The sequence below is a fragment of the Streptomyces sp. NPDC004752 genome, assembly GCF_053601275.1.
Map to the genome: position 1 here is coordinate 1 of NZ_JBSGBN010000063.1, position 26,380 is coordinate 26,380.

General features: G+C 72.9%; 15 protein-coding genes, 1 tRNA gene and 1 riboswitch. Of the genes, 7 read left to right on the plus strand and 9 right to left on the minus strand.

What is annotated here, in order from left to right:
- Positions 1-431 precede the first annotated feature (431 nt).
- Entirely contained in the window at positions 432-1,007 is a 576-nt protein-coding gene (locus ACWEKM_RS25130; protein WP_451623470.1) for a MarR family winged helix-turn-helix transcriptional regulator, read from the minus strand.
- A 143-nt stretch (positions 1,008-1,150) separates the two neighbouring features.
- Here ACWEKM_RS25130 and ACWEKM_RS25135 point away from each other — a divergent pair, with 143 nt between their 5' ends.
- Positions 1,151-2,449: an MFS transporter gene (locus tag ACWEKM_RS25135; RefSeq protein WP_451623501.1), complete on the plus strand. Its 1,299-nt coding sequence runs from the start codon at positions 1,151-1,153 to the stop codon at positions 2,447-2,449.
- Positions 2,450-2,503: 54 nt separating this feature from the next.
- On the opposite strand, the gene ACWEKM_RS25140 is transcribed toward ACWEKM_RS25135, so the two are convergent.
- Together ACWEKM_RS25140 and ACWEKM_RS25145 are read right to left on the minus strand one after the other, a co-directional pair.
- On the minus strand, positions 2,504-4,147 hold the full coding sequence (locus tag ACWEKM_RS25140; protein WP_451623471.1) for an ATP-binding SpoIIE family protein phosphatase: 1,644 nt from the start codon (positions 4,145-4,147) through the stop codon (positions 2,504-2,506).
- A 132-nt stretch (positions 4,148-4,279) separates the two neighbouring features.
- On the minus strand, positions 4,280-5,659 hold the full coding sequence (locus tag ACWEKM_RS25145) for an NAD(P)/FAD-dependent oxidoreductase (protein ID WP_451623472.1): 1,380 nt from the start codon (positions 5,657-5,659) through the stop codon (positions 4,280-4,282).
- 375 nt (positions 5,660-6,034) lie between these two features.
- Between ACWEKM_RS25145 and ACWEKM_RS25150 the strand changes: the two genes are divergently transcribed.
- Positions 6,035-6,784: a TetR/AcrR family transcriptional regulator gene (locus tag ACWEKM_RS25150; protein WP_451623473.1), complete on the plus strand. Its 750-nt coding sequence runs from the start codon at positions 6,035-6,037 to the stop codon at positions 6,782-6,784.
- A 238-nt stretch (positions 6,785-7,022) separates the two neighbouring features.
- Positions 7,023-8,966, plus strand: a complete 1,944-nt coding sequence (locus tag ACWEKM_RS25155; protein WP_451623474.1) for a sigma-70 family RNA polymerase sigma factor — start codon at positions 7,023-7,025, stop codon at positions 8,964-8,966.
- Positions 8,967-8,981: 15 nt separating this feature from the next.
- Here the strand turns inward: ACWEKM_RS25155 and ACWEKM_RS25160 are convergent, their stop codons facing one another.
- Both ACWEKM_RS25160 and ACWEKM_RS25165 read right to left on the minus strand, forming a co-directional pair.
- Positions 8,982-12,278 (minus strand): BTAD domain-containing putative transcriptional regulator, encoded by a 3,297-nt coding sequence (locus ACWEKM_RS25160; RefSeq protein ID WP_451623475.1) that lies wholly within the window; start codon positions 12,276-12,278, stop codon positions 8,982-8,984.
- A gap of 1,364 nt (positions 12,279-13,642) precedes the next feature.
- On the minus strand, positions 13,643-15,727 hold the full coding sequence (locus ACWEKM_RS25165) for an asparagine synthase-related protein (protein ID WP_451623476.1): 2,085 nt from the start codon (positions 15,725-15,727) through the stop codon (positions 13,643-13,645).
- A gap of 706 nt (positions 15,728-16,433) precedes the next feature.
- On the opposite strand from ACWEKM_RS25165, the gene ACWEKM_RS25170 reads away from it, so the two are divergent.
- From ACWEKM_RS25170 to ACWEKM_RS25185, 4 genes are all read left to right on the plus strand, one after another.
- Entirely contained in the window at positions 16,434-17,858 is a 1,425-nt protein-coding gene (locus ACWEKM_RS25170; protein WP_451623477.1) for an MFS transporter, read from the plus strand.
- A 179-nt stretch (positions 17,859-18,037) separates the two neighbouring features.
- Positions 18,038-19,279: an L-2-hydroxyglutarate oxidase gene (gene lhgO, locus ACWEKM_RS25175; protein ID WP_451623478.1), complete on the plus strand. Its 1,242-nt coding sequence runs from the start codon at positions 18,038-18,040 to the stop codon at positions 19,277-19,279.
- A 150-nt stretch (positions 19,280-19,429) separates the two neighbouring features.
- Positions 19,430-20,296 (plus strand): tRNA (guanosine(46)-N7)-methyltransferase TrmB, encoded by an 867-nt coding sequence (trmB, locus tag ACWEKM_RS25180; RefSeq protein WP_451623479.1) that lies wholly within the window; start codon positions 19,430-19,432, stop codon positions 20,294-20,296.
- Positions 20,297-20,347: 51 nt separating this feature from the next.
- A complete protein-coding gene (locus tag ACWEKM_RS25185) occupies positions 20,348-21,691 on the plus strand; it encodes a PrsW family intramembrane metalloprotease (RefSeq protein WP_451623480.1) in 1,344 nt (447 codons plus the stop codon).
- Between the two features lie 281 nt (positions 21,692-21,972).
- On the opposite strand, the gene ACWEKM_RS25190 is transcribed toward ACWEKM_RS25185, so the two are convergent.
- From ACWEKM_RS25190 to ACWEKM_RS25205, 4 genes are all read right to left on the minus strand, one after another.
- Positions 21,973-22,917: an aldo/keto reductase gene (locus ACWEKM_RS25190; RefSeq protein ID WP_451623481.1), complete on the minus strand. Its 945-nt coding sequence runs from the start codon at positions 22,915-22,917 to the stop codon at positions 21,973-21,975.
- Positions 22,918-23,056: 139 nt separating this feature from the next.
- Positions 23,057-24,118, minus strand: a complete 1,062-nt coding sequence (locus ACWEKM_RS25195) for a M23 family metallopeptidase (RefSeq protein ID WP_451623482.1) — start codon at positions 24,116-24,118, stop codon at positions 23,057-23,059.
- Between the two features lie 9 nt (positions 24,119-24,127).
- A riboswitch (cyclic di-AMP (ydaO/yuaA leader) is annotated at positions 24,128-24,285 on the minus strand.
- A 348-nt stretch (positions 24,286-24,633) separates the two neighbouring features.
- Positions 24,634-24,707: transfer RNA gene (locus tag ACWEKM_RS25200), tRNA-Met, on the minus strand.
- Positions 24,708-25,192: 485 nt separating this feature from the next.
- The gene (locus ACWEKM_RS25205; RefSeq protein WP_451623483.1) at positions 25,193-26,323 is read right to left on the minus strand and encodes a dihydrofolate reductase family protein; all 1,131 of its coding nucleotides are present in this window, start codon (positions 26,321-26,323) and stop codon (positions 25,193-25,195) included.
- Positions 26,324-26,380: the final 57 nt, after the last annotated feature.

A 26,380-nucleotide genomic window follows, 5' to 3' on the forward strand; every position in this document is an offset into this window, starting at 1 on the left:
GGCGTTGACTTTTGGCACGCTGTTGAGTTCTCAAGGAACGGACGCTTCCTTCGTACTCACCCTCTCGGGCTTTCCTCCGGGCGCTTCCCTTCGGTGTTTCCGACTCTATCAGATCCTTTCGGAGCCTGATTCCCCGTCAGAAGGGGTTGCCTTCCCGGCTGTTGGGCCGTTCCGACGTCCCAAACCTTAGCGGATCTTCTCGGCGATTCCCAATCGGGCCGTTCGGTCCGAGCGGACGCCACCGAATCCCGGGAAACGAATCGATTTGAATTCGGGTACGCCGAAATCGACCCGTTCGGGAGATCGTGCTGATGGTTTGGGTGCCGCTGCTGCGGCGGAGGTGCTGTCGCAAGACCGTTACGGCCCCGTGGCAACCCGAAGAACCTTACGGGGCGGTCAGGGGGCTGTCAACACTCCCCTGTCAAGATCTTTTAATCCAGGTCGCTGAGGCGTCCGCCGGCGTCCGGCTGGGCGTGCTCCACCCTGCGCAGGAGGCGGGTCAGCACCTCGCCCAGCACGCCTCGCTCCTGCGTCGACAGATCCTGGAGCAGATCCTCTTCGAAGACCGAGGCGAGGCGCATGGCCTCCAACCACTTCTCGCGGCCCTCGGGGGTCACCTCCACGATCACCCGGACGCGGTTCTGCTCGTCCCGCTCCCGGGTGACGAGCCCCTCCGTCACCATCCGGTCGATGCGGTGGGTCATCGCCGCCGGCGTCAGACCGAGTCGCTTGGCAAGGTCTCCGGGACCCATCCGGTAGGGGGCGCCGGAGAGGACGAGGGCCTTGAGGACCTCCCACTCCGCGTTGCTGATGCCGAGGGCGGCGGTCTGGCGGCCGTAGGCGACGTTCATCCGGCGGTTCAGGCGGGACAGCGCCGAGACGACCTTCTCGACCTGGGGGTCGAGGTCCTGGAACTCGCGCTGGTAGGCGGCGATCTGCTCTTCGAGGCTCGGCTCGCTGCCGACGGCCGCGCTGGTGGTGTCGGGGGTGTCGGGGGTGTCGCCCATGGTTCGCAGTATCGCACGGAGGCACTTGGCCCTGAAGTCCTTCGATGTGTATTCTTTAGCTTTGAAATTTACCTTCGAAGTCTTTGGTTCTAACGGCCGGATGCTTCGTACTGATCGACTTCTACGACTTGAGAGAGGTGAACGTGACCAGGGCGATGGGCGCGGCGATGCGCCGGATCCACGTGGGCAACGCACTCAGCATGTTCGGGCTGGGCTTCACCGTCCCCTATCTGTACGTCTATGTGGCGCAGGTGCGGGGGCTTGGTGCCGTGACGGCGGGGATGGTTCTCGCCGTCTTCGCCGTGGCCGCGCTGATAGTGCTGCCGTTCGCCGGTCGGGCGATGGTGCGGCGCGGTCCGCTGCCGGTTCTGCTCGCCGCCCTGGTCACGGCCGCTCTGGGGGCGCTGAGCCTGGGGCTCGCGGCGAACGCGGCGGCCGTGCTGGTCGCCGCCACGGCGCTCGGCGCCGGGCAGGCCGTGATGCAGCCGGCGCTGGCGACGATGATCGTGGACTGCTCGACGGCCGAGACGCGGTCACGGGCGTTCGCGACGCAGTTCTTCCTGCAGAACCTGGGGCTCGGTGTCGGCGGTCTCATCGGGGGTCATCTCGTCGACACCACGCGCGTGTCGTCCTTCACGCTGCTGTTCGCGATCGAGGCGGCGATGTTCCTGCTCCTGGTCGTGGTGCTGTCGACGGTCCGGATGCCGCACTCGCCGGCGGTCGGCGGCGCGCCGGAGGCGTCGGCGCTGGGCAGTTGGAAGCAGTTGCTGGGGAACCGGGCGATGGTGCAGCTGTGTGTGCTGGGCTTCGTGCTGTTCTTCGCCTGCTACGGGCAGTTCGAGTCGGGGCTGAGCGCCTACGGGGTGGAGGCCGCCGGGATCTCGACGTCCGCGATGGGTACGGCGCTGGCCGCGAACACCGCGATGATCGTGGTGGCGCAGTTCGCCGTGCTGAAGTTCGTGGAGCGGAGCAGGCGATCCCGGGTGATCGCCGCCGTGGGTCTGATCTGGGCCGTGGCGTGGTTCGCGGCCGGGTACGCGGGACTGGGGCACGGCAGCCAGGAGATGGCCACGGCCGCGTTCGTGTCGGCGTACGCCCTGTTCGGGCTGGGTGAGGCGATGCTGTCGCCGACCGTCGCCCCGCTGGTGGCCGATCTCGCGCCGGAGGGGATGGCCGGGCAGTACAACTCGGCCTTCGCCCTGGTGAAGCAGCTCGCGCTGGCGATCGGGCCGGCGGTGGGCGGGCCCATGGGGGCCGCGCTGCATGCGCCGTACATCGTGGTCTTCCTGCTGTTCTCGCTGGGGATCACGGTGCTCGCGGTGCGGCTCGGGCGGGGGCTCACGGAGGCGCAGGACCGGCCGTGGCTCGCCGCGCGGAGCCGGGTGGTGGCCCGGGGCGCCGCTCCGCACGGGTCGGCGCAGTCCAGCCCGTCGGGCGTCTGAGCCTCTGTGGCCGCCGGGGGGCGGCGGCCACGGGGGGTCAGGGACGTGGCCGGTTCAGGGGCGTGGGAGTACGAACTCGCACCAGACCGCCTTTCCGCCGCCCGGAGTTCTGCGTGCCCCCCAGGTGGAGGCGATCGTCGCCACGATGGCGATGCCCCGGCCCGACTCGTCCCCCGGTTCCGCGCGGCGGCGCCTGGGGAGATGGTCGTCGCCGTCCGTGACCTCCACGGTGAGTCGGCGGTCGGTGCGACGCAGCCGTAGGCGCATGGGCGGGGTGCCGTGCTGGAGGGAGTTGGCGACCAGTTCGCTGGCCGCCAGGACGCCCAGGTCGTGGAGGTCGGCGGGGAAGCGCCAGCTCGTGAGGACACCGGAGGCGAAGGCACGCGCGCGTGGTGCCGCTTCCACGCCGCCGAGGAGTTCCAGGGCGGCGTTGCGGAAGAGTTCCCCGTCGGAGCCGGTGCGTGCGGGGTGCTGGAGGACCAGGACGGCGACGTCGTCGTCATGGTCGGCCGTGACGCCGGCCGAGCGGACCAGGCGGTCGCAGATCACCTGGGGGGTGCCGGTGGCGCCGGCCAGGGCGTGCTCCAGTGCTGCGATTCCCTCGTCCAGATCCGCGTCCCGGCGCTCGACCAGGCCGTCCGTGTACAGGACCGCCGTGGAGCCGGGGCCCAGTGGGACCGAGCCGGAGGCGTGCATCCAGCCGCCGGTGCCGAGCGGAGGGCCGGTCGGTTCGTCGGTGCGCAGGATCGTGCCGCTCTCGTCGCGGACCAGGATGGGGAGGTGGCCGGCCGAGGCATACACCAGCCGGCCCTCGTTCGGGTCATGGACGGCGTACACGCATGTGGCGATCTGGTTGGCATCGATCTCGGTGGCGAGGCCGTCGAGGAGTTGGAGGACCTCGTGCGGGGGCAGGTCGAGACGGGCGTACGCGCGGACCGCCGTGCGCAGTTGGCCCATCACCGCCGCCGCCCGTACCCCTCGGCCCATCACGTCGCCGATCACCAGTGCCGTGCGGCCGCCGCCGAGGGTGATGACGTCGTACCAGTCGCCGCCGACGGCGGCCTCCGTGCCGCCGGGCTGGTAGGTGGCCGCGATACGCAGGTCGTCGGGTTGTTCCAGCTCCTGCGGGAGCAGTGAACGCTGCAGGGTCACCGCGGTCTCGCGCTGCCGGCGTTCGCTGGCGCGGAGGCGTTCGGCGGCCTCGGCGTGGTCGGTGACGTCGGTGGCGAACACCAGCACGCCGGCGCCGTCGCCGTGCTCCGCGGCGGGGGTGCAGGTGAACGTGTAGGAGCGGCCGTCGAGGGCCTTGCGGGACTTGAGCGTACGGGGCTTGCCGCTGCGCAGGACCTGGTCGAGAAGGGGCAGCAGGCCCAGTTCGGCCAGTTCCGGGAGGGCTTCGCGGGCCGGTTCGCCCGCGGGCCGCACCCCGAAGGCCGCTACGTAGGCGTCGTTGACGTAGGCGATGCGGTGGTCGGTGCCGTGCACCAGGGCGACGAGGGCCGGGACGCGGTCGAGGACCTCGCGTGCGGGGAGTTCGTCGACGGCGGGCACGGGACTCGTCCCGTCGGTCAGCTGTTCGGCACGGGCCGCGGGCACGGAGCCTTCCCCCCGCCGGTCCGGGGAGACCGCGTGCTCGGTCCGCGCTGCCGCGCGGCGCTGCGTTCCGGGGAGCCGGGCGCTCCAGCGGGTGAAGTTCACTTGGGAAAAAGCCTCGTGGGTGCTGAGGACGGGCGGGTACCCGTCCGAGGTCGTGGGGCAGTCTGGCAGTGTCTGCGGACCGCGGCGACATCCGTCAGACGCCGGGGCGGGCCGTGGAGTTCCTCGATCCGGTCAGTTCGACCCTTTCGGGTCGTCCGAGGGATCGGAATGAGGCTTTCCACCGGCCGCGAGTTCGAACTCCGCTCGGGGATGTTCGAGCGATCCGAGGGAGACGATCTCTCGTTTGAAGAGCCCGGAGAGGGTCCATTCGGCGAGGACTCGGGCCTTTCGGTTGAAGGTGGGCACCCTGCTGAGGTGGTAGACGCGATGCATGAACCAGGCAGGGTAGCCCTTCAGCCTGCGCCCGTAGATCTGGGCGACACCCTTGTGCAGTCCGAGGGAGGCGACGGATCCGGCGTATGAGTGTGCATACGTCTGAAGGGGCTCGCCGCGCAGGGTGTGGGCGATGTTGTCGCCGAGGACCCTGGCCTGGCGTACCGCGTGCTGGGCGTTGGAGGCGGTCTCAGCGCCCGGCTCGCCGGCGGTGACGTCGGGCACGGACGCCGCGTCGCCGGCGGCCCATGCGTGGTCGGCGCCGTCGATGCTCAGCTGGGCGGTGCACTTCAGGCGCCCACGCCCGGTGAGCGGGAGATCGGTGGCGGCGAGGAGCGGGTGGGGTTTGACGCCCGCGGTCCACACGATGGTGCGGGTCGGGAGGCGCTGGCCGTCACTCAGAGCGGCGACACGGCCCGCACAGGATTCGAGGCGGGTCTCCAGGAGCACCTGGATGTTGCGGCGGCGCAGTTCGGTGACGGTGTAGCGGCCCATTTCCGCGCCGACCTCGGGAAGGATGCGGTCGGATGCCTCTACGAGGATCCACTTCATGTCCTCCGGCCGGACGTTGTGGTAGTAGCGCGCGGCGTAGCGGGCCATGTCCTCCAGTTCGGCGAGCGCCTCGACGCCGGCGTAGCCGCCGCCCACGAAGACGAAGGTGAGGGCGGCGTCGCGGATGGCGGGGTCGCGGGTGGAGGAGGCGACGTCCATCTGCTCGATGACGTGGTTGCGCAGGCCGATGGCCTCCTCGACGGTCTTGAAACCGATGCCGTGCTCGGCGAGGCCGGGGATGGGCAGCGCGCGGGAGACCGAGCCGGGGGCGAGGACGAGTTCGTCGTAGTCGAGGTGGTCGGCGCCGCCGCCCTCCTCCTCGGTGGCGAGGGTGGTGAGGGTCGCGGTGCGCTTCGTGTGGTCGATGGCGGTCACCGCGCCGACGACGACATGGCACCGGTCCAGGACGCGGCGCAGCGGTACGACGACGTGCCGAGGGGAGATCGAACCGGCGGCCGCCTCGGGCAGGAACGGCTGGTACGTCATGTAGGGATCGGGCGTGACGACGGTGATCTCCACATCACCCTGCCTGAGCTCCCGTTTCAGCCTCCGTTGCAGACGCAGGGCCGTGTACATCCCGACGTAGCCGCCGCCGACAACGAGAATGCGCGCACGTTCCTTCACCATCCCATGACGCACCCGGCGCTGGTGTTTGTCCACAGCCCCGGCAATTTGTGTGACCGGCGGTTCTGTGCGCCCGCGCACGGCTCGGACGTCGGCGCCGGGGGCAAGCGGGCAGGTCAGTGGGGGCGCGCGGGAGAGCACGGGGGTGTGCAATAGGGACGAATATGCCCCGTACTCCGATCGGGGGGCGCTCCGTGCGGAACCTGCCCCTTCTGAATTGAGTCCCGCTCAACTATGTTCATGTCGACGGGGTGTAGGGAATGTGGTCGGGCGGGACCGCGAGGGGCGGTCGCGGTCGGGTCACGGCGCCGTTCCGAGCACCTCGGATTCATTGACGGGGAGTCTCCGGGGGGAGACGTCATGACCGGGGGATCGCTTATGCACATTCAGGACACGCATTGGTCATCAGCGTCTGCCGTCGCGCCCGGTGGCGGGCCGGTCGGCGCCGGGACGGGCAACGGACGCGCGGAGGGGCCGCGGACGGCGCCGCTGCGGGTGGACGCGCAGCGCAATCTGGAGCATGTGCTCCGTGCGGCCCGCGAGGTCTTCGGCGAGCTGGGGTACGGCGCGCCGATGGAGGATGTGGCGCGGCGGGCGCGGGTCGGCGTCGGCACGGTGTACCGGCGCTTCCCGAGCAAGGACGTCCTGGTCCGGCGGATAGCCGAGGAGGAAACGTCCCGGCTCACCGATCAGGCGCGGGCGGCGCTCGGGCAGGAGGACGAGCCGTGGTCGGCGCTGTCGCGCTTCCTGCGCACGTCGGTGGCCTCGGGCGCGGGGCGGCTGCTGCCACCGCAGGTGCTGCAGGTCGGGGTGCCGGCCGACGCCGGGACCGAGGGAACGCGGGTGCCGGCGCAGCGGAATCAGCCGGGCGCGGGTGAGCTGCGGCTGGTGCCGGAGGATCCGGCGGTCGCCGATGACGCGGGGGCGGCGGCGCTGCTCGACGTGGTGGGGCAGCTCGTGGAGCGGGCGCGCACGGCGGGCGAGCTGCGGCCGGACGTGTCGGTGTCGGACGTCCTGCTGGTGATCGCCACGGCGGCTCCCTCGCTGCCGGACGCGGCCCAGCAGGCGGCGGCCTCGTCGCGGCTGCTGGACATCCTGCTGGAGGGGCTGCGGTCGCGGCCCGTGTGACCGCCGACACCGTCGACGACAGGGAGTGAGCGCTCGACACGGAGCGTTATGGATGGTCAAGTTCCGGTCGGGGTGGGCCAGTTGAGCCTTCCCCGTCCGGGTGACCGCCAGTACTGCGAGGTGGCAAGTCCGCTCGGACGAGTGGATACCCCCGATCGGGGTGTCCTGAACAAAAGCCAATATGGCACGCTGACCCGGTGATCGGGTCGGGCTGGGCAGGCGTCGGGGGCTTTCCACGATGAGCGTTGACGGGCGGGACGAGTCGCGCGGTGACGGCGACTCGGGGTCGGAGAGGCTGACCTCGCCGCAGGTGCCGAGCCAGGGCGGCCGGGCGGACGGTCCGCAGTCCGAGCCGGCCGGTCCGGTGGACGGCGGTGTCCCGGCGCAGCGCGAGGGCGGCGTCCTGCCGCCACCGCATGAGCTGCCGCCACCGCGCGAGTTGCCGCCGGCCGACAGCGAACTCATCGCGCGGATGCGCTCGGGCGACGACAGCGCCTACGAGGAGCTGTACCGCAGGCACGCCGACGCGGCGCGCCGCTACGCCCGCACCTGCTGCCGCGACGCCCACACCGCGGACGACCTGACCGCGGAGGTCTTCGCCCGCATGCTCCAGGCGGTGCGCGGCGGCTCCGGGCCCGAGCACGCCGTACGCGCCTATCTGCTCACCTCCGTGCGGCGGGTCGCCGCGCACTGGACGAACTCGGCCCGGCGCGAGCAACTGGTCGACGACTTCGCGGTGTTCGCGGCGCAGGCCGCACGCATGTCCGAGGTGTCCGACGACGACACCCTGGACCTGGGCGCCGATGTGCGCGCGATGCACGAGGCCGAGCAGTCCATGGCCATGCAGGCGTTCCGCTCGCTGCCCGAGCGGTGGCAGGCCGTGCTGTGGCACACCGAGGTGGAGGACGAGTCACCGAGTGATGTCGCCACCCTGTTCGGGCTGGACGCCAACGGCACGCGCGTGCTCGCCAGCCGCGCCCGTGAGGGCCTCAAGCAGGCATACCTCCAGGCCCATGTCAGCGCCGCCCTGGCCGGCGACGAGGAGTGCGCCCGCTACGCCGACCAGCTCGGCACCTACGCCCGGCGCAAGCTGCGCATCCGCGCCGAGCGGGGGCTGCGCAAGCATCTGGAGGAGTGCGCCAAGTGCCGGCTGGCCGCCGCCCAGATCGAGGAGGTGGCCAGCGGCATCCCCGCCGTCGTGCCGGTCGCGGTCATCGGCTGGTTCGGCGCCGCCGGATACGCCAAGGCGCTCGGGCTCATCGCCGGTGGCGCCGGGGTGGGCGCGGCGGGCACGGCCGCGGCGGCGAGCGGCGGCTCGTCGGGCGGGTCCGGCAGCGGTGGCGCGGCGGCCTCGGAGGGGGTCGGCGCGCCGATCAAGGCCGGTATCGCGGCGGGTGTGGTCGCGGTGGCCGCCGCCGTGGTGGCGCTCGCCCTGGTGAACGACAGCCAGCCGACGAACGACGTGGCCAAGCCGTCACCGTCCCCGTCGGTGGTGCAGCCGGAGCCGCCCACGCCGACCCCGCCCGCGGCGAAGCCCGCACCGAAGGCGCCGGTCCCCGCTCCCCGGCCGACCCCGACGCCCACCCCGACGCCGAGTCCGACGCCCACCCCGACACCCAAGCGGACGCCCGAGCCGAGCCCCACACCGACGCCGAGTCCGACGCCCACCCCCGCGCCCAAGCCGACGCCCACGCCGAGCCCCACCCCCACCCCGACGCCGACCCCCACGCCCGCTCCGCCGCCCGCACCGACCGTCTACCAGTGGAGCGAGCTGCGCTACGACCTCACCGGTGACGGCACCGGACCGGAGATGCGGCTGGCCGGGAGCAGCTGGGTGTGGCAGCGGTCCGGCGTGTCCATCGCCGGCCGGCAGTACGCGCACGGCGTCACCGTGCACGGCAGGTCCTCCGTCACCATCGACCTCAACCGCCCATGCTCGGCCTACGACGCGATGGCCGGAGTGGACGACCTGACCCTGGGCTTCGGCAAGGTCTACTTCTCCGTGTACGCGGACGGCGTGCGGCTGTGGAAGTCCGGGCCGGTCAAGGGCGGCGCCCCGGCCGTCCCCGTCCATGTGAACCTGACCGGGCACAAGACCGTGCAGCTGGTGGTCGAGCCGCACCACGGCGTGGACGGCCTGGCCCTGGCGGACTGGGCGGTTTCCACGTTCACCTGCCAGTAGGGGCGGGCCGCCCCTCTAAGCGGTCACCGCGCGAAGCTGGTCCACGACATCGTCCACGGTGAGGGACGCGCCGTGGGCACGCTCGGCCGTGCGGCGGCCCGGGGACAGATCCGCTCGGGCGGCGGCCTCGATCCGCGCCACGCATGTGTGCTCCGGTGCGGGGCGCGGACGGCCTGCCCGCCAGTGGTCGCCGGCGGCGAGCAGCCGGACCGCGCCCGGCAGATCACCGAGGGCGGCCAGCAGCTGTGCCCCGATGTCCGCGAGCCCCGCGGTGACCGTCTCGGCGCACCGCTGCGCCATGGCCTCCCGCAGCGCGTCGGCCACGATCGGCAGCGCACGCCCGGGACCGCACTCCTGCGCGGTGATCAGGGCGTCGAGCCCGTTCAGCGCCGCCGTGAACTGCGGTGGCGGGGTGCCGCGGGCCGCCACCGCGCGGGCCGTGTCGCACAGTCGGCGCGCGCGGGCGGTGTCCTTGTCGTCCAGTGCGATGTGCGCCCGCAGCATCAAGGCGAACGCCCGCGCGTCCGTCACCCCGTACCGCTCGGCGCCCTCCTCCGCCTCGTCCAGGGCGGCCAGGGCGCCCGCCAGGTCGCCGGAGCTGTAGGCGACCTCGGCGAGCCGGGAGACGAGGAACGGCGACTCGGCCCAGGCACCCACCTCGTGAGCGAGCCGCAGCGCCTCCTCGTACTCGGTCCTGGCCTCCTCGAACCGGCCGCGGGCCAGGGCGGCCTCCCCGGCCACGCCGCACACCTGGGCGCGCATCCAGCGATCGCCCACACGACGGCTGAGGACCCGCAGCTCCGTCAGGTCGTCATCGACACCGTGCAGGTTTCCGGGCGAGTCGACGACCATGTGGGTGCGGAACATCAGGACGACACCGAGCTCCCAGTCACCGCCGTGCACACGGCAGTTGGCGACCACCGCGTCCATGGTGGGCCGCGCCTCGGCCGGGGCGTCCACGGTGTGCGCGGTCAACAACGGCCATACGAGGCCAGGCATACGGGCCGCCCGCGGACCGCCGTGCAGGAAGGCGTCCCGCACCCGGGCGACGTAGGCGGGGGTCCGGTCGTCCGCCGCGAGGTCCGGGGCGCCGGACTCGGAGACCAGGAACAGGTGCAACATCCGCAGGTCCATGCGCAGGGTGTGCCGCGGATGCCGGGCCTCCCCGTCGGGGGCGGCGAGCAAGGCGCCCACCGGGTCGGCGCGCTCGACCAGCAGGGGCAGCTCGGTGGCCGGGGCGCCGTCGGTGACGGCGTCCAGGGCGACGCCCAGCCGCAGTACGAGCCGCACCCATTCCGCCGCCTCCGGGCGGTAGTTGCGCAGCCACCAGAACCAGCCGACGGCGAGGACGATCGCCCCGGCGTCCTTCTCGCGGCCGTCACGCACCGCGCGCCCGAGCGCCGCGCGGATGTTGTCGTGCTCGCTCTCCAGGCGGTCGATCCAGGGGAGTTGCTCCGCCGAGCGCAGCAGCGGCTCGGCCCGCTCGACCAGCGCGCGCACCCACGCGTGGTGCCGTCGCTCGGCCGCCGCGCGCTGCCCGGGGGACTCGGCGGCACGCTCGGCGGCGTACTCATGGATGGTCTCCAGCATCCGGTACCGCATGGGGCCGGTGCCGTCCCGGCCGCCGGGGGCCGCCACGACCAGGGACTTGTCGACGAGCGTCCCGACCAGGTCGGCGGCTGGGCCGGTGCACACGGCCTCGGCCGCCGCGAGGTCCCAGCCGCCGGCGAACACCGACACCTCGCGCAGCATCGTCCGCTCCCGCTCGTCCAGCAGCTCCCAGGACCAGTCCACGACGGCGCGCAGGGTCTGCTGGCGGGGCAGGGCCGTACGGCTTCCGGAGGTGAGCAGGCGGAAGCGGTCGTCGAGGCGGTCGGCGATCTGCCGGGGCGTCAGCAGCCGCAGCCGGGCGGCGGCCAGCTCGATGGCGAGAGGCAGACCGTCGAGGCGCCGGCAGATCTCGGCGACCGCTTCCTCGTCCCGGAGCGCGGCGGCCGCGTCGGGACGGACGGCGGTCGCGCGCTCCGCGAAGAGGCGGCGCGCCTGCTCGGGGGCGAGGGGCTCGACCGGGCGCACCGACTCACCGGGGACGCCCAGGGGTTCACGGCTGGTGGCGAGGATCGTGAGCCCCGGGCAGTGGGTGAGCAGCGTCTCGGCGAGGGTGGCGGCCGCGCCGATGACGTGTTCGCAGTTGTCAAGGATCAGGAGTTGGCTGCGCGGGGCGCAGTACTCGACGAGCAGGGCCACGGGGTCGCCCTGCGGGGTCACCAGGTCGTTGGTCATGAGCACGGTCTCGCGCAGACCGAGCGCGCTGACCACCGCGCCTGGTACCGCCTCCGGCCGGTCGAGCGGGGCCAGCTCGACGAGCCATGCCTGCGGAAGCCCGGCGGCGGCTTCCTCGGCGAGGCGGGTCTTTCCCGAGCCGCCCGGTCCGGTGAGGGTGACGAGGCGGGCCCTGTGCAATTCAGAACGAACGGTCTTGAGTTCGGGTTCCCGGCCGACGAAGGAATTCAGGCGGGGGCGGATGTTGCCGACGCGCTCGGGGGGTTGGGGGAAGGCGGCGGGCACGGGCCGGGCAGGGGGGTCCGGCGGGGTGTTCTGGGTCAGCAACGTCCGGTGCAGTTCGCGGAGTTCCCGGCCGGGGTCGGTGCCGAGGGCGTCGGCGAGGATGCGGCGGGCCGTCTCGTACGCGGCGAGGGCGTCGGCGCCGCGGCCGGTGTCGCGCAGGGCGCGGACCAGGAGGGCGTGCAGGGACTCGTCGTACGGGTGGGCCGCGGTCAGCTCGCGCAGCTCGGGTACGACGTCGTGGGCGCGGCCGAGCCGCAGTGCCGCCTCGGCCCGGGCGCGCACCGCCTCCAGGTGGCGGGCCTCGGCACGGGTCGCGGCGGTGCGGTCGGGAAGATCGGCGAGGGCCGGACCACGCCAGAGGGCGAGGGCCTCGGTGAGGGTGCGCGCGGCGGCGGCCGGGTCGCCCGTTTCCAGGGCGGTGGTGCCGTCGCGCACGAGCCGTTCGAAGACGAACAGGTCGATGTCGTCGCGGGTCGCTTCGAGGCGGTAGCCGCCCGGGACGGCGGCGACGATGTGTCTGCCCAGGGCGCGGCGGAGACGGCCGACGAGGGCCTGGAGCGCGGCCGGGGCGTCCTGGGGCGGGTCGTCCGCCCAGACCTCGGCGATCAGGGTCTCTGAGGTGACGGTACGGCCGGGGCGCAGGGCGAGCGCGGTGAGTAGCGCGCGCAGCCGAGGCCCACCGACGGATACGGTGACGCCCGCCTCGTCCGTCGCTTGGGCCACGCCCAGAATTCCGTACCGCACCGAGCCATTGTCACCGGCGCCCACCACGGCGGCACGGGAGTTTCACCGACGTCGGCGAAGGAAGGCCGTTCCGCCCGCCCGGCGGGTGGCGGGATTCCGGGACGGGACGGGGACCAGCACGCATGCCCGGGGGCACGGGCCCGGGGGGCACGGGCCGAGCGGGTCCGGGCGGGGGGCCGGGCACGGGCCGGGCGGGGGCCGGGCGGGGGCACCGGCCGGAGGGCACGCGCCCATCCCGCGCAGGAGCCCGCCTGGAACGCGCGTTTTCCCGAGGCGTGCGTCGGCCGGCACGTGCGCCTCCCAGGGCATGCGGCAGCACGCGCACGTACGCCAGTGCAGGCACATGCGACGGCGCAGGTCAGGCGGCGGCGCACGGACGGGTGACCGCGCCGGCAGGGGTGGTGGCACGCGCACGTACGCCAGTGCAGGCACATGCAACGGTGCAGGCCAGGCGGCGGCACACAGACGGGTGACCACGCAGGCAGGGGTGGTGGCACGCGCACGTACGCCAGTGCAGGCACATGCAACGGTGCAGGCCAGGCGGCGGCACACAGACGGGTGACCACGCAGGCACAGGCGGCAGCACGCGCACGTACGCCAGTGCAGGCATGTGCGACGGTGCAGGCCAGGTGGCGGCACAGGCCAGATGGTGACGCACGCACGAATGACCGCGCGGGCAGAAGCGGTGGCACGCGCGCGGATGACGGCGCAGGTAGAAGTGGCGGCACACGCACGGGTGCATGCGCCGGCGGGTGGGGTTCGACCGGGATGCGGTTCAGCGGGAGGCAGGAACAGGGCACGGCAGGACACGGCACGGCACGGCACGGCAGGCGAGCGTCCGCGCGCGACGGGATCCGGATGCCGCCCACGCTTCCGGTTCCGCGGGGCGGCAGGCGGACGCCCACGCGTCAGGATTCGGAGCAGACGCCCACACGTCCGATTCCACGCGGCAGCAGGCAGACCGTTCCTGGACAGTGAGCGGGAGTGAGTCCGCGCACTGGCACGCCCCGAACGGTCTTGGGCGCACTGGTCGTCCGCTTTCGCATCCCGGGCGGCGACACGGATCGCGTCCGTGGTCCGAGCCGGGCGGGCGGAGTCCCTCACGACCTGGCCGTGGCTGCGGCCAGAGGCGACGGGGAGGCCCTGAACCATCTCTCCGGTGATGCAGGGGCCCCGCACGCCGGCACCGCACCCGGCGTCCCAGATCGCACTACGGCACTACCCCGGCCCAGACTGCGCGCCGCAAGCCCGTGAACCGACGATCACACGATCGAAGTAAACCACCCTCGTACACGCTCACCAGCGAGCAGTTGCCCACCCCCACGCATCAGAATCCGGCGCGCGTGGCCCAGGGCCGCCCCCGGTCAGCCGCCGGAGGTCAGGGCTCCTCTTCTGGGGGCTATGCCCGCCGGGACGGCGCGGGCGCGGGCGGGTGTGCCGCTCCAGCAGGTGCCGCGGCGGGCCAGCAGGCGGCGCAGCCACAGCTCCAGGGAGACCAGGTCGGCGATGCCGTCCAGCGGCAGTGGTTCGCCTGCCGCCGCCCCCCGCAGCGCCTTGCGGACCACCCGGGCCTCGATCAGACCCGCCTCCGCGAGCAGCGGGGTCGTGAACAGGGAGATCAGCGGGTCGGCGGCGACGCGCAGGCCGGTGCGGGCAGCGGCGGCAGAGGAGGCGTGGGACGGGGCGCCCCAGCCGGGCGGGAGGCCGGTGACGCCGGCGCCCTCGAGGACCGTACGGAGGATCTCGGCGCGGGCGCCGGGCTGGACGCGCAGGGCCTCGGGGAGGGCGCGGCAGGCGCGGACGACCTGGTTGTCCAGGAACGGCGCGTGCAGGCGCTGGGAGCGGACCTCGGCGGCCTGTTCCAGGACGCGCAGATCGGCCGCGTGCCGGGCCAGGGCGGCACGCGCGCGGTAGTCGCCGGGGCGCTGCCCGGGGCCGACTCCGGAGCGGTTCGCCGCACCCTGGAGCAGAACCGATACTTCAGCCAGCGCCTCTCCGGTCAGCCAGCGCGCCGCCGGCCCCGGTCTGGCCCAGGTGAGCGCGGCCAGCGACGCGCCGACCGCGCCTCCGGGGTCCTCGAAGCGACGGCGCAGCAGACGGTCGGCGAGCGTCTCCAGGCCGGCCCGGTACGGCGTCCGCGCCAGCCGCCGTGCCGCGCTGTACACGCGCGCGGGGACCAGCACCGAGCCGTCCGCCTTGGCCAGCGCGGCGACCGGGCGCACCAGGTGGCGCCGTTTGCGGTCCATGAGCAGATCCGCGAGGCGCGCGGGGTGCGCGTCCAGGACCTGCCGGGCGCCGTAGCCGGTGAAGTGGTCGGCGCTGCCCGCGGCCAGGCGCACACGGTGGCGGGCCGCCGACACCAGGGACGGCCCCGGTTCGTCCGTCAGCGGGCCGTCCAGGTCGGCGTACGGGAGCAGTTCCTCCCCGCCGGTCACCACCACGTGGTGCAGGCGCGGGTTGGCCGCGAGTGTCCCCGCCCGTTCCAGTTCGGCCTCCCGGCCGCCGACGGCGAGGTCGTTGAAGGTGACGGCCAGCAGGCGCTCGCCCGCGCCGGTGCCGTGGCCCAGGAGCGTGCCGGGCCTGCCCGGGAGGCCGGCCGCCAGCAGCGCGAGGGTCCCCGAGGCGGGGCCGCCGGACAGGTCGGCGCCGATTCCCGGTACGGGCATCCCGCGCGCGGCGCGCCGTTCGGCGGGCCCCATGCCGGGCACCGGACCGGGGTCGCGGTCGGTGCCGGGTACGTGCCGGGGTGCGGCGAGACGGGTGCGTACGGCCTCCACGAGCGCGTCGCGCACGGCGTCCACGGCGCTGTCCGGGTCGGCGGGGGGCGCCGCGACCGCGAGGGAGGCGACCGGCTCGTACCCGGCGACCTCGCGCGCCCCGGCACGCAGGATCAGCGCATGCCCCGGCGGAACGCGTCGCACGCCCTCGTACGGGGTCGAGTCGTGCAGCGCGGCCGGTACGTCGGGGGCGGCGAGCAGGGCCGCGAGGTGGCCGAAGTCGAGGTTGGCCTCGATGAGATCGGCGAGCGGCAGGGCGGCGGTGGCGTAGGCGGTGCCGCCCGCCCAGGGGGTGTGGAACACCGGGCGGGCGCCCGCCAGATCGCCGCACACGGTGACGCGCCGGCCGACCTGGACGACGGCGGTGTAGCTGCCCGGCCAGGCGGTCAGATGGCGCAGTGCGCCCCCGCGCGCGGTGAACAGGCCGAGCCGCAGCTCTTCGTCGGAGGCTCCGCAGGTGCCCAGGACGGCGATGCGGTTCTGCGCGTCGACCTTCACCACGCGCACCTCGTCGGGCCGCCAGTCGCCGACCGCCCACAGCGGGTCGGGGTCGCCCCACAGCAGCTGGGAGCCGATCGGGTGCACGGTCTCGCCGTCGTATCCGGTGGCGCCGGCGGAGCCGGGACCGACGGCGCCCGCGGCGATGCTGCTCCATCCCACCAACCACCGCATCGCCGCCTCCACAGACTGTGGACAACCAGTGCACCGTACGAACCGGTGCACCATGCTGCCATGAACAACGCGGCCCGGAGGGGCGGTGGCACCGCCTTCGATCGGGGGAACGCAACCCCGCGCGCGTGCCTGTGAAGAGCCGAACCCCCGTACGACACCAGGTGGTTGCGACGCGAATGCGCCCCCAAACGCTCCCCAGAGAACACCCTTCGCGCCCTCAACTCCCATGGTGGGAGGGGAAATCGCTTGCGGGGGTCAGGGTAGATTTTCAGCCAATTCGCCGAAGTGGGGACGGGCTCGCACACGCTCCGTACAGGCTCTGCGCAGCGTAACGAGCCGCGCGGCGAAGCGCACGGTCCGGGAGGCGGACATCGCCTCCCGGACCGGTCCGCCACCCGCGGGGATGTAGGCGGCGGTATCCCCCAGCCCACTGGATCCAGTACAGCGGGCCGACCCACGCACCGCCCATGGAACCGCTCCCCAGGTGGCCGGAGAAGAGCGCACGGACGGGCGCACGGCCACACGGGCGGGGGCACGTCGCGACAGCCCGTGCACGGTGCGTACAGGGCCCGCACTCGCGTACGGACCACAATCCCGCCATCCGGAACAATGCCCCTTAACGCTTGGGATGCGGCGAACTACGCTGGGTTTACGAATGCCGCGTGGTTATGCCAGCGCGGCAGCCGTCTGTGTCGAGGGGTGGCGCATGTCCAGGGAGCAACGCGGGCCGAACGAAAAGCTCGGCGCCGTTCTCGCCCTCGCGGGAATCAGCAACGCAGGACTCGCGCGACGCGTCAACGACCTTGGCGCTCAACGCGGGTTGACTCTTCGCTACGACAAGACGTCGGTGGCGCGCTGGGTGTCGAAGGGGATGGTGCCGCAAGGAGCCGCCCCGCACCTCATCGCGGCCGCCATCGGCCAGAAGCTCGGCCGTCCGGTGCCGCTCCACGAGATCGGCCTGGCGGACGCGGATCCCGCTCCCGAAGTCGGCCTCGCCTTCCCCAGGGACGTGGGACAGGCGGTGAAGACGGCGACGGAACTGTACCGTCTTGATCTCGCCGGGCGCCGGGCCGGCTCCGGCGGCATCTGGCAGTCGCTGGCCGGGTCCTTCGCGGTGAGCGCCTACGCAACGCCCGCCTCACGCTGGCTGATAACCCCCGCCGACAGCTCGGTGGCGCGTGAGGCGAACCCGTCAGAGGGCTCCGGGGCACCGATCAAAGTCGGCCACAGTGATGTGCAGAAACTGCGGGAAGCCGCCGAGGACGCCAGGCGCTGGGACTCCAAGTACGGAGGCGGCGACTGGCGTTCGTCCATGGTGCCCGAATGTTTACGGGTGGAGGCGGCACCGCTGCTGCTCGCCTCGTACTCCGACGAGGTCGGCCGCGCCCTGTTCGGCGCCTCCGCCGAACTCACCCGGCTCGCGGGCTGGATGGCGTTCGACACCGGGCAGCAGGAGGCCGCGCAGCGCTACTACATCCAGGCGCTGCGGCTCGCGCGCGCGGCGGCCGACGTCCCCCTCGGGGGGTATGTGCTGGCCTCCATGTCGCTGCAGGCGACCTACCGCGGCTTCGGCGACGAGGGCGTCGACCTCGCGCAGGCCGCGCTGGAACGCAACCGGGGCCTGGCCACCGCCCGCACCATGAGCTTCTTCCGCCTGATCGAGGCACGCGCGCACGCGCGCGCCGGTGACGCGCAGGCCGCCGGCGCGGCCCTGAAGGCGGCCGAGGGCTGGCTGGAGCGGTCCAGGGAGGGCGACAACGACCCGTCCTGGCTCGGCTTCTACTCCTACGACCGGTTCGCCGCGGACGCCGCCGAGTGCTACCGCGACCTGAAGGCACCGCGCCAGGTCCGCCGCTTCACCGAGCAGGCGCTGTCGAAACCGACGGAGGAGTTCGTGCGCTCGCACGGCCTTCGGCTCGTCGTCTCCGCGGTCGCCGAACTGGAGTCGGGGAACCTGGACGCGGCGTGCGAGCAGGGGGTGCGGGCGGTCGAGGTCGCCGGGCGGATCTCGTCCGCGCGGACCACGGAGTACGTCAAGGACCTCTTGCATCGGCTGGAGCCGTATGGGGATGAACCGCGGGTGGTCGAGCTGCGGGAGCGGGCTCGTCCGCTGCTGATGGCCCCCGCGTAGGCGCTACGCGGGGCGGGGGTCGGGGGCGTCTGCCCGGCTGGGGTGGTATTCGGACTGCGGGTCGTGGGGAGTTCTCGCGCAGTTCCCCGCGCCCTTGGGGGCTGCCGTCCCGCCCGGCGGAGGGCGCCCCTGGGGGTCTGCTGGGCCGGCCCGCGTTTGAAGTCACTGTCAGTGGCGCAGTGCACTATCGGAAGCGGGAGGTGGTGCAGGTGCGGCCGGGGATCGCGTACGACTGCGACGCGCTGGTGATCGGCGGCGGGATCGTCGGTCTGTCGACGGCGTATGCGATCACGCGTGCCGCGCCGGGCACCCGTGTCACGGTGCTGGAGAAGGAGGCGGGCCCGGCCCGGCACCAGACGGGCCGCAACAGCGGGGTCATCCACAGCGGGATCTACTACCGCCCCGGCTCGCTCAAGGCGCGGTACGCGGTGCGGGGCGCGGCCGAGCTGGTGAAGTTCTGCGCGGAGTACGACATCGACCATGCCGTCACCGGCAAGCTGATCGTCGCCACAGAGCGGGCCGAGCTGCCCCGGCTGCATGCGCTGGTGCAGCGCGGCCGGGAGAACGGCATCCCGGTGCGGGAGCTGGGCCCCGCGCAGATCGCCGAGTACGAGCCGGAGGTGCGGGGGCTCGCGGCCATACACGTCGGGACGACGGGGGTGTGCGACTTCGTCGGGGTCGCCCGGCAGCTGGCCCGGGCATCGGGTGCGGAGATCCGGTACGGGGCGCGGGTCGTGCGGGTGGACCGCCGCCCGGAGCGCGGCGTCGCGGTCCTGACGGCCGCCGGGGACGTCGTACGGGGCCGGGTGCTGGTGAACTGCGCCGGACTGCACTGCGACGAGGTGGCGCGGCTGACCGGGGACGACCCCGGGATGCGGATCGTGCCGTTCCGGGGGGAGTACTACGAGCTGGCGCGGCCCGAGCTGGTGCGCGGTCTGGTGTACCCGGTGCCGGACCCGGCGTTCCCGTTCCTCGGGGTGCATCTCACCCGCGGGATCGACTCGGGCGTCCATATCGGCCCCAACGCGGTCCCGGCGCTGGCCCGGGAGGGGTACGGCCGGCGGACCGTACGGCCGCGCGAGGCGGCCGGGACGGTGGCCTGGCCCGGCACATGGCGGATGGCGCGCCGGCACTGGCGGTACGGGGCCGGGGAGTTCCACCGCTCGCTGTCGAAGCGGGCGTTCGCCACGGAGGTGCGCAGACTCCTGCCGGCCGTGACCAAGGGCGATCTGGTGCGGGCCGCCGCGGGGGTGCGGGCGCAGGCGGTGCTGAGGGACGGGACGCTGGTGGACGACTTCCTGATCCGCGAGGGGCCACGGACGATCCATGTGCTGAACGCACCCTCGCCCGCGGCCACCGCCTGTCTGCCCATCGGAAGAGAGGTGGCGCGCAGGGCGCTGGCCACGCTCGGGGCACCGTGAGACAGCGGGCCGCCGCGTGAAGCAGCGGGCCGCCGCGTGAAGCAGCGTATGAACCATCACGCATGAACCAGCACACGGTCCGCACCACGAACCAGCGCATGAACCATCACACAGTCCGCACCGCGAACCAGCACATAAAATCGACTCACTGTGGCTGACTCCGTGAACACCCCCGAAACCTCCGGCGCCCACCCGGCCACCCCCGGTGAGCCGCCGCACCCGCATGCCCCGGACGTCTCCGTCCGGCGCACCCGGGCCAGGGGCGAACCGCGGTTCCCGGACGGCCCCCGCGCCGATCCCGCCGGATCGCACTTCGAGCGGCGGATCCGGAGCTTCCAACCGCGCCGCAGCCGGGTGACCACGGGGCAGGCGGACGCGTTGCAGCGGCTGTGGCCCAAGTGGGGGCTGGACATCGACGGACAGCGGACCGTCGACCTGGAGGAGCTGTTCGGGAACGAACGGCCCGTCGTGCTGGAGATCGGCTTCGGGATGGGCGAGGCCACCGCGCAGATGGCCGCGGCGGACCCCGAGGTCAACGTCCTCGCCGTCGACGTGCACACCCCGGGACAGGGCAACCTGCTCAATCTGGCCGACCGGAACGGACTGTCGAACATCCGGGTGGCGAACGGGGACGCCATCATCCTGCTTCGCGCGATGCTGCGCCCCGACTCGCTCGACGGGCTGCGCGTGTACTTCCCCGACCCCTGGCCCAAGAAGCGGCACCACAAGCGCCGGCTGATCCAGCCCGAGTTCCTCACGCTGGCCGCCACCCGGCTCAGGCCCGGTGCGCTGGTGCACTGCGCAACGGACTGGGAGCCGTACGCCGAGCAGATGCTCGCCGTGCTGACCGCGCACCCGGACTTCGAGAACACCCGGCCGGACGGCGGTTTCGCGCCACGTCCCGGGTTCCGGCCGCTGACCCGTTTCGAGGCCCAGGGACTGGACAAGGGTCATGTGGTGAACGATCTGCTCTTTTGCCGCGTACCGCACCGACGGCAGCAGCGAGAACAGCGATGACAGCGGTTCCCCCGGCCGGATTCAACGTCAGCTGATCGTTAGGGCGATGCCGTGGCCACCTCCTCCCCGTACCCGACGTACCCCGCCGACGCCGGTGACCGTGCGTTCCGGCCCGTGCGCTGGTGGCAGCGCGCAGGGGTGCGGTACGGGGCGCTGATCGCCCTGCTCGCGGTCTCCGGGCTGGTCATCCTGGCGCTGGTGCGGGAGCAGACCGGAACGGAGGGGTTCCTGGTCGGCCTAGGGCTCGCCGTGCTGCCCGTGCCGCTGCTCCTGGCCGCGTTCCGGTGGCTCGACCGGGTCGCGCCCGGGCCCTGGCGCAACCTGCTGTTCGCGTTCGCCTGGGGGGCGTGCGCGGCGGCGCTGATAGCCATCGTCGCCAACAGCTTCGCCACGAGATGGATAGCCACGGCGACCGCGGATCCGACCAGCGCGGACACGCTCGGCGCGACGGTCATAGCGCCCGTCGTCGAGGAGTCCGCCAAGGCCGCGGCCGTCCTCCTGGTCTTTCTCTTCCGCCGACGGGACTTCACCGGGATCGTCGACGGGATGGTGATAGCGGGGGTCACCGCCACCGGGTTCGCCTTCACCGAGAACATCCTCTACCTCGGTACGGCCTTCGGTACGGACCAGCTCACCGGCGACCGCGGCATCGCCTCCGTCACCCTCGCCACCTTCTTCGTACGCGTCATCATGTCCCCGTTCGCGCACCCCCTCTTCACCGTCCTGACCGGCATCGGCTTCGGCATCGCCGCGCGCGCCGCGGACCGGCAGCATGCGCGGCGGGTCCTGCTGCCGCTGTGCGGGCTGCTGCCGGCGATGGGCATGCACGCGGTCTGGAACGGCTCGTCCACCTTCGGCGAGTACGGGTTCTTCGCCGTGTACGGGGTGTTCATGGTGCCCGCGTTCGGCCTGCTGACCTGGCTGGCGATCTGGACCCGGCAGCGCGAGCTGCGGACCGTTCGGGAGGAACTTCCGGCGTATGTGTACACCGGCTGGCTGGGGCCCGCCGAGCCGTTCACACTGGGCTCGATGGGGGCGCGGCGGCTGGCCCGCGACTACGCCGGCCACCACCTCGGCAAGCAGGCGGCGCGGGCGGTGGCCCAGTACGAGGCGTACGCGACGTCCTTGGCGTTTCTGCGGCAGCGCGGACGGCGGGGGCGGGCCGGGGCGGATTTCGTCGTACGGGAGCGGGAGTTGCTGGCCGAGCTGTGGCAGCGGCGCGAGGTGGCACGGCCGGCCCTGGAGTACGCGGCACGGGCGAACACTCCGACATGGCCGAGTCCGGGCACTCCGACATGGCCGAGTCCGGGCACTCCGGCGCCGTACGGCTACGCGGTGCTGCCCTACGCCCGTCCGACGGTGCCGTACCCGGCGTACAACCCGTACCGGTCGTAGCCCTGGACGCCTGGCTGAGCCGTACGGCTGCGCCCTCGGCTGGGCCCCGGGGCGCGGCGACCCCTGCACCGAGCAGCGGGCCGCCACCAGATCTCCCGAAGGCCAAGCAGCCGAACGATGGCTAGGGCGCGGCCCGCCACCGGCTCAAGACCCCTTCTCGCCCGGTCGAGAACAAACAACACGCCCCGTTGAAGGCACCGTTGCGGCGGCCTTGATGTTGCAGCCGCCCGCAGGATCCCGCAGGCGTTCTTCTCCCGCCCTCTGACGCTCGCCCTCTGACGTCAGGACGATGCCTGGGTCAGGCGGTTGGTCTCCTCTTCCGTCAGGGTCAGATCGGCCACGGCGAGCAGATCCGGGAGCTGTTCCACCGTTCGGGCCGAGGCGATCGGGGCGACCACCGTCGGCTGGGCCGCGAGCCACGCCAGCGCCACGGTGGAGACGGCGACACCGTGGGCCGTGGCGATCTCGTCCAGGACCGTGAGGACCTGCCGGCCGCGCTCGCTCTCCAGGTGCTTGGCCGCACCCGCGGCCCGCACGCTGTCGACGGTCGTGCCGGGGCGGTACTTGCCCGTCAGGAAACCGGCGGCCAGCGAGTAGTACGGGAGGGCGGCGAGGCCCGCGCGGGCGGCGATGTCCTGGAGCGGACCCTCGTAGGTGTCGCGCGAGACCAGGTTGTAGTGCGGCTGGAGCGCCACGTACCGGGCGAGGCCCTCGCGGTCGGAGAGGTCGAGGGACTCCTGGAGCCGCTCCGCGCCGATGTTGGACGCGGCGATGTACCGCACCTTGCCGGCCCGCACCAGTTCGTCGAGCGCGCCGATGATCTCCTCGACCGGCACCTCCGGCTTGTCGAAGTGCGTGTAGTAGAGGTCGATGTGGTCGGTGCCCAGCCGACGCAGCGAGGCGTCGGCGGCGGCCTTGATGTTGGCGGCGGACAGGCCCGGGAAGTCGGGGTGCTGGCTGACCTTGGTGGCGATCACGACGTCGGAGCGGTTGCCGCGCGCCTTGACCCACTTGCCGATGATCGTCTCCGACTCGCCGCCCTGGTTGCCCTCGACCCACGCCGAGTAGGAGTCGGCGGTGTCGATGAGGTTGCCGCCGGCGGCCGTGTAGGCGTCGAGGACGTCGAAGGACGTCGCCTCGTCGGTGCTCCAGCCGAAGACGTTGCCGCCGAGGGCGAGCGGGAAGACCTCGAGGTCGGAGGGGCCGAGTTTGTGAAAGGAAGTCATACCCACATTCAACAAACGCGGCGGAACACTTGATTCCACCGGCATGCGCAAAGATCCCGTAAACACCTGACCGGCAGGCCCTGACGTCGGGGGGATGCCGCCAGGACCGCCGGGGAACAGGGGATGTGCCGGGGGTGTGTCAGGGGGTGAGGCCCTTGCCGCGCAGCCAGGCCATCGGGTCGATGCCGCCGGACTGGCCGCCGGGGTGGACCTCCAGGTGGAGGTGCGGGCCGGTGACGTTGCCCGTGGCGCCCACGCGGCCGATGACGTCCCCGGTGCTGACCTTCTGCCCGACGCTGACGCTGATCGACGACTGGTGGCAGAACCACAGCTCGGTGCCGTCGTCGAGGGTGAGGACCGTGCGGTAGCCGTAGGAGCCGGCCCAGCCCGCCTCGGTGATCGTGCCGGTGTGGATGGCCTTGACCAGCGTGCCCGTGGGGGCGGCGAAGTCGAGGCCGGTGTGGTAGCCGGAGGACCACATGGAGCCGGCCTGGCCGAAGGTGCTGGTGATCGTGTACGAGGAGGTCGGCAGCGCGTACTGCTTGGCCAGCGCGGCCAGCCGCGCCTCCTCGGCCTTCTTCTTGGCGGCGGCCTCCGCCTTCTCCTTGGCTGCCTCCGCCTTCTCCTTGGCGGCGGCGGCCTGGACCGCGGCCGTCTGCTCCGCCTTGGCCGCCGCGTCGGCGACCTCCTTGTCGGCGGCGGACACGGCCGCGGCGACGGCCTTGGTCTCGGCTTGGCCCTGCTGCTGCTCGGCCTGCGCCATGATGCGGTGGCGCAGCGCCTCGCCGGCGTCGGTGGCGCCGTCGGCGCTGTCGGCCTCGGTCACGCCGACGCCGCTCAGGGCGGTCGGGGAACCCTTGGATTCCGGTGTGTCCGCGCCGTCGCCGAGCAGGGAGCCGACGGAGGGCAGGTCGGGCATGGAGATGGAGACCGGCGGCTTGCCGGTGTTGGCGCTGGCCATGCCGCCCGCGCCGACGGCGGCTATGACGCCGACGCCGAGGACCGTGGAGCTGCGGGCGAGTCCGCCGCCGCGCTGCTTGGCGACGCGGTGCCGGCCGCGTAGCGGGCGGATGGAGTCCTCGGTGGGGTTCCACTCCTCCCAAGGGCCCTCGTCGGTGCGGTAGTTGCCGTAGCCGAAGGTCTCGGTGCCGTACTGGCTCGGCGCGAACGGGGCTTCTGGGGCGGGCCGGTTGGACGCCACTCGGGCGTACTCCTTTCCTTCCTTCGCCTACCGGGTTAGCTGACGGGTTCGGAGCAGGAAGGTCTCCTACGCGCGTATACCGGCCGTGTCTCCACGGCGGCGTCCGCGTGATTCACCCCAAGGTGGTGGTTCCCCGGTTCCCTTGCGGGATTCGGCGCGTGCGCACGGAGCCGCCTCTTGTGACGGCTGGGACGACCGCGCTGCGTTATCGAACGTTAATAGACCCGGCGGGCAGATTCCAAGCCGTTCGGCTTGATCATTAACGCGATCGGGCACGGACCTTCGGCCCAGGACCGGCGAAAACCGGGCGACTTGACCACTCTCACGGGGAAACCCGGGAGGCCCGTGGGGCGTGACGGTGTTTCAGTCGCTATGCGGAGGGCGGTCGTCCGATCACCGGCGGTGACAATGATGTCGGCGAGACAATGATCAGGGCGGCCCGTGTGGCGGAAGACACTCGCGGAAAATACTCAGGGCCGGAATCCATGTACTGGATTCCGGCCCTGAGCCTTCAGTAGCGGGGACAGGATTTGAACCTGCGACCTCTGGGTTATGAGCCCAGCGAGCTACCGAGCTGCTCCACCCCGCGTCGGTGTGCCACCAGTGTACGCCATGTGCGGGATGGCAAGCACACGGGTAACCGTCCGGCGGGCGCGGCCGCTCGGACTGCCCGGCGGGCACGGCCGCTCGGGCCGCCCGGCAGGTGCGGCGCTTGGACCGGTGGACGTCTCCCTCTCGGACCGGGGGCGCGGCGGCTCGGGCCAGCGGGCGCGGTGGCTCGGATCGGCAGGCGCGCCTCTGGGGTCGGCAGGCGGGCCGCTCGGATTGGCGGGCGTCTCCCCCTGGGGATCAGGGGTCAGGGGCCTCCCCCTGGGATCAGGGGGGCACGGCGGCTTGGGCCGGCAGGCACGATCGCTCGGATTGGTAGGCGTCTCCCCCTCGAACCAGGGGGCAGGGCCGCTTGGGCCGACAGGCACGGCCGCTCGGGTCGGCGGACGCGGCGGCTCGCGCCGGCAGGCGGGCATGGTGGCTCGGGTCGGCGGATGTCTCGGCTGAAGGGGCGGGCCCGCTCCTTCAGCCGAGCAGATGGCGGTTCGGTTCCCGGGCCGACGCCTCGTACTCGGGCAGGACGACGACATCGACCCCCGCGGCCGTCAGCAGCCCGCTCCCGTCGGCCCCCGTGACGAACGTGTCCGGCTCCCGCCAGGCCGTGACCACCCGGCGCACCCCCGCTTCCAGGATCAGCCGCGCGCAGGGTGCGGGGCGCGAGGCCCGCCGGGCGCACGGCTCCAGGCTGCTGTAGACCGTGGCCGTGGCGAGCCGCGGATCCGCCGGGTCGATCTTGGCGAGCGCGGCCTCCTCCGCGTGCACCTGGAGGTCGCCCGCCTCCCGCGAGAATCCGCGCGCCAGTTCCGTTCCGTCCGCGGCCACCACGACCGCGCCCACGCTGAACGCCGTCCGTGAAGGCGGGCACTGCGCCGCCAGCCCGCAGGCGATCCGCAGCCAGTGCCGGTCCGCGGCGACGGCCGTCCGGCCGCTTCCGGGGGCGGTCGGCTCGTACCGCATCAGGACCACGTCCTCGATCCGTCGGGTCTCCAGGAGCCGTAGCCGCCCCCGCTGGTACTCCCCCGGCCCGAACAGCCGGGGCGCCCCCGGATCGCCGACGAGCAACGGGGCGACGACGAGCTGGAGTTCGTCGGCGAGGCCCTGCCGGAGCAGTTGCGTGTGGACGGTCCCGCCGCCCTCGACCATCAGACGCCGCACCCCACGCGCCTCGTACAGGTGGGAGAGGAGCGCCGGCCAGTCGAGGCCGGGGCCCAGCGGGACGACGTCGGCCGCGATGCCTGCCCGCCGGGCCCGCTCGGCGCCCGCGTCCGTCGTATAGAGGACCCGCTCGCCGCCGGTGTGCCAGAACCACGCGGCCGGGTCCAGGTCGCCCGAGCCGCTGACGGCGACCTTGAGCGGGTACTCCGGGCGGCCGACGGCGACCCGGGCCGCGCGCCGCTCGGGCGCGTTGACCAGGAGCCGCGGGTTGTCGGCGCGGATCGTGCCCGCCCCGATCAGGATCGCGTCGACGGATGCACGCACCGCGTCGACCCGGTCGAAGTCGGCCGGGCCGGACAGGAGCAGCCGCTCGGGGCCGGTGTCGTCCAGGAAGCCGTCGAGGGAGACGGCGGCGGACAGCAGGACGTACGGGAAGGGCATCGGCGTGCTCCAGCGTGGAGACGGGCGGAATGGGTTAGCTGGTTCGGGGGCCGGTTC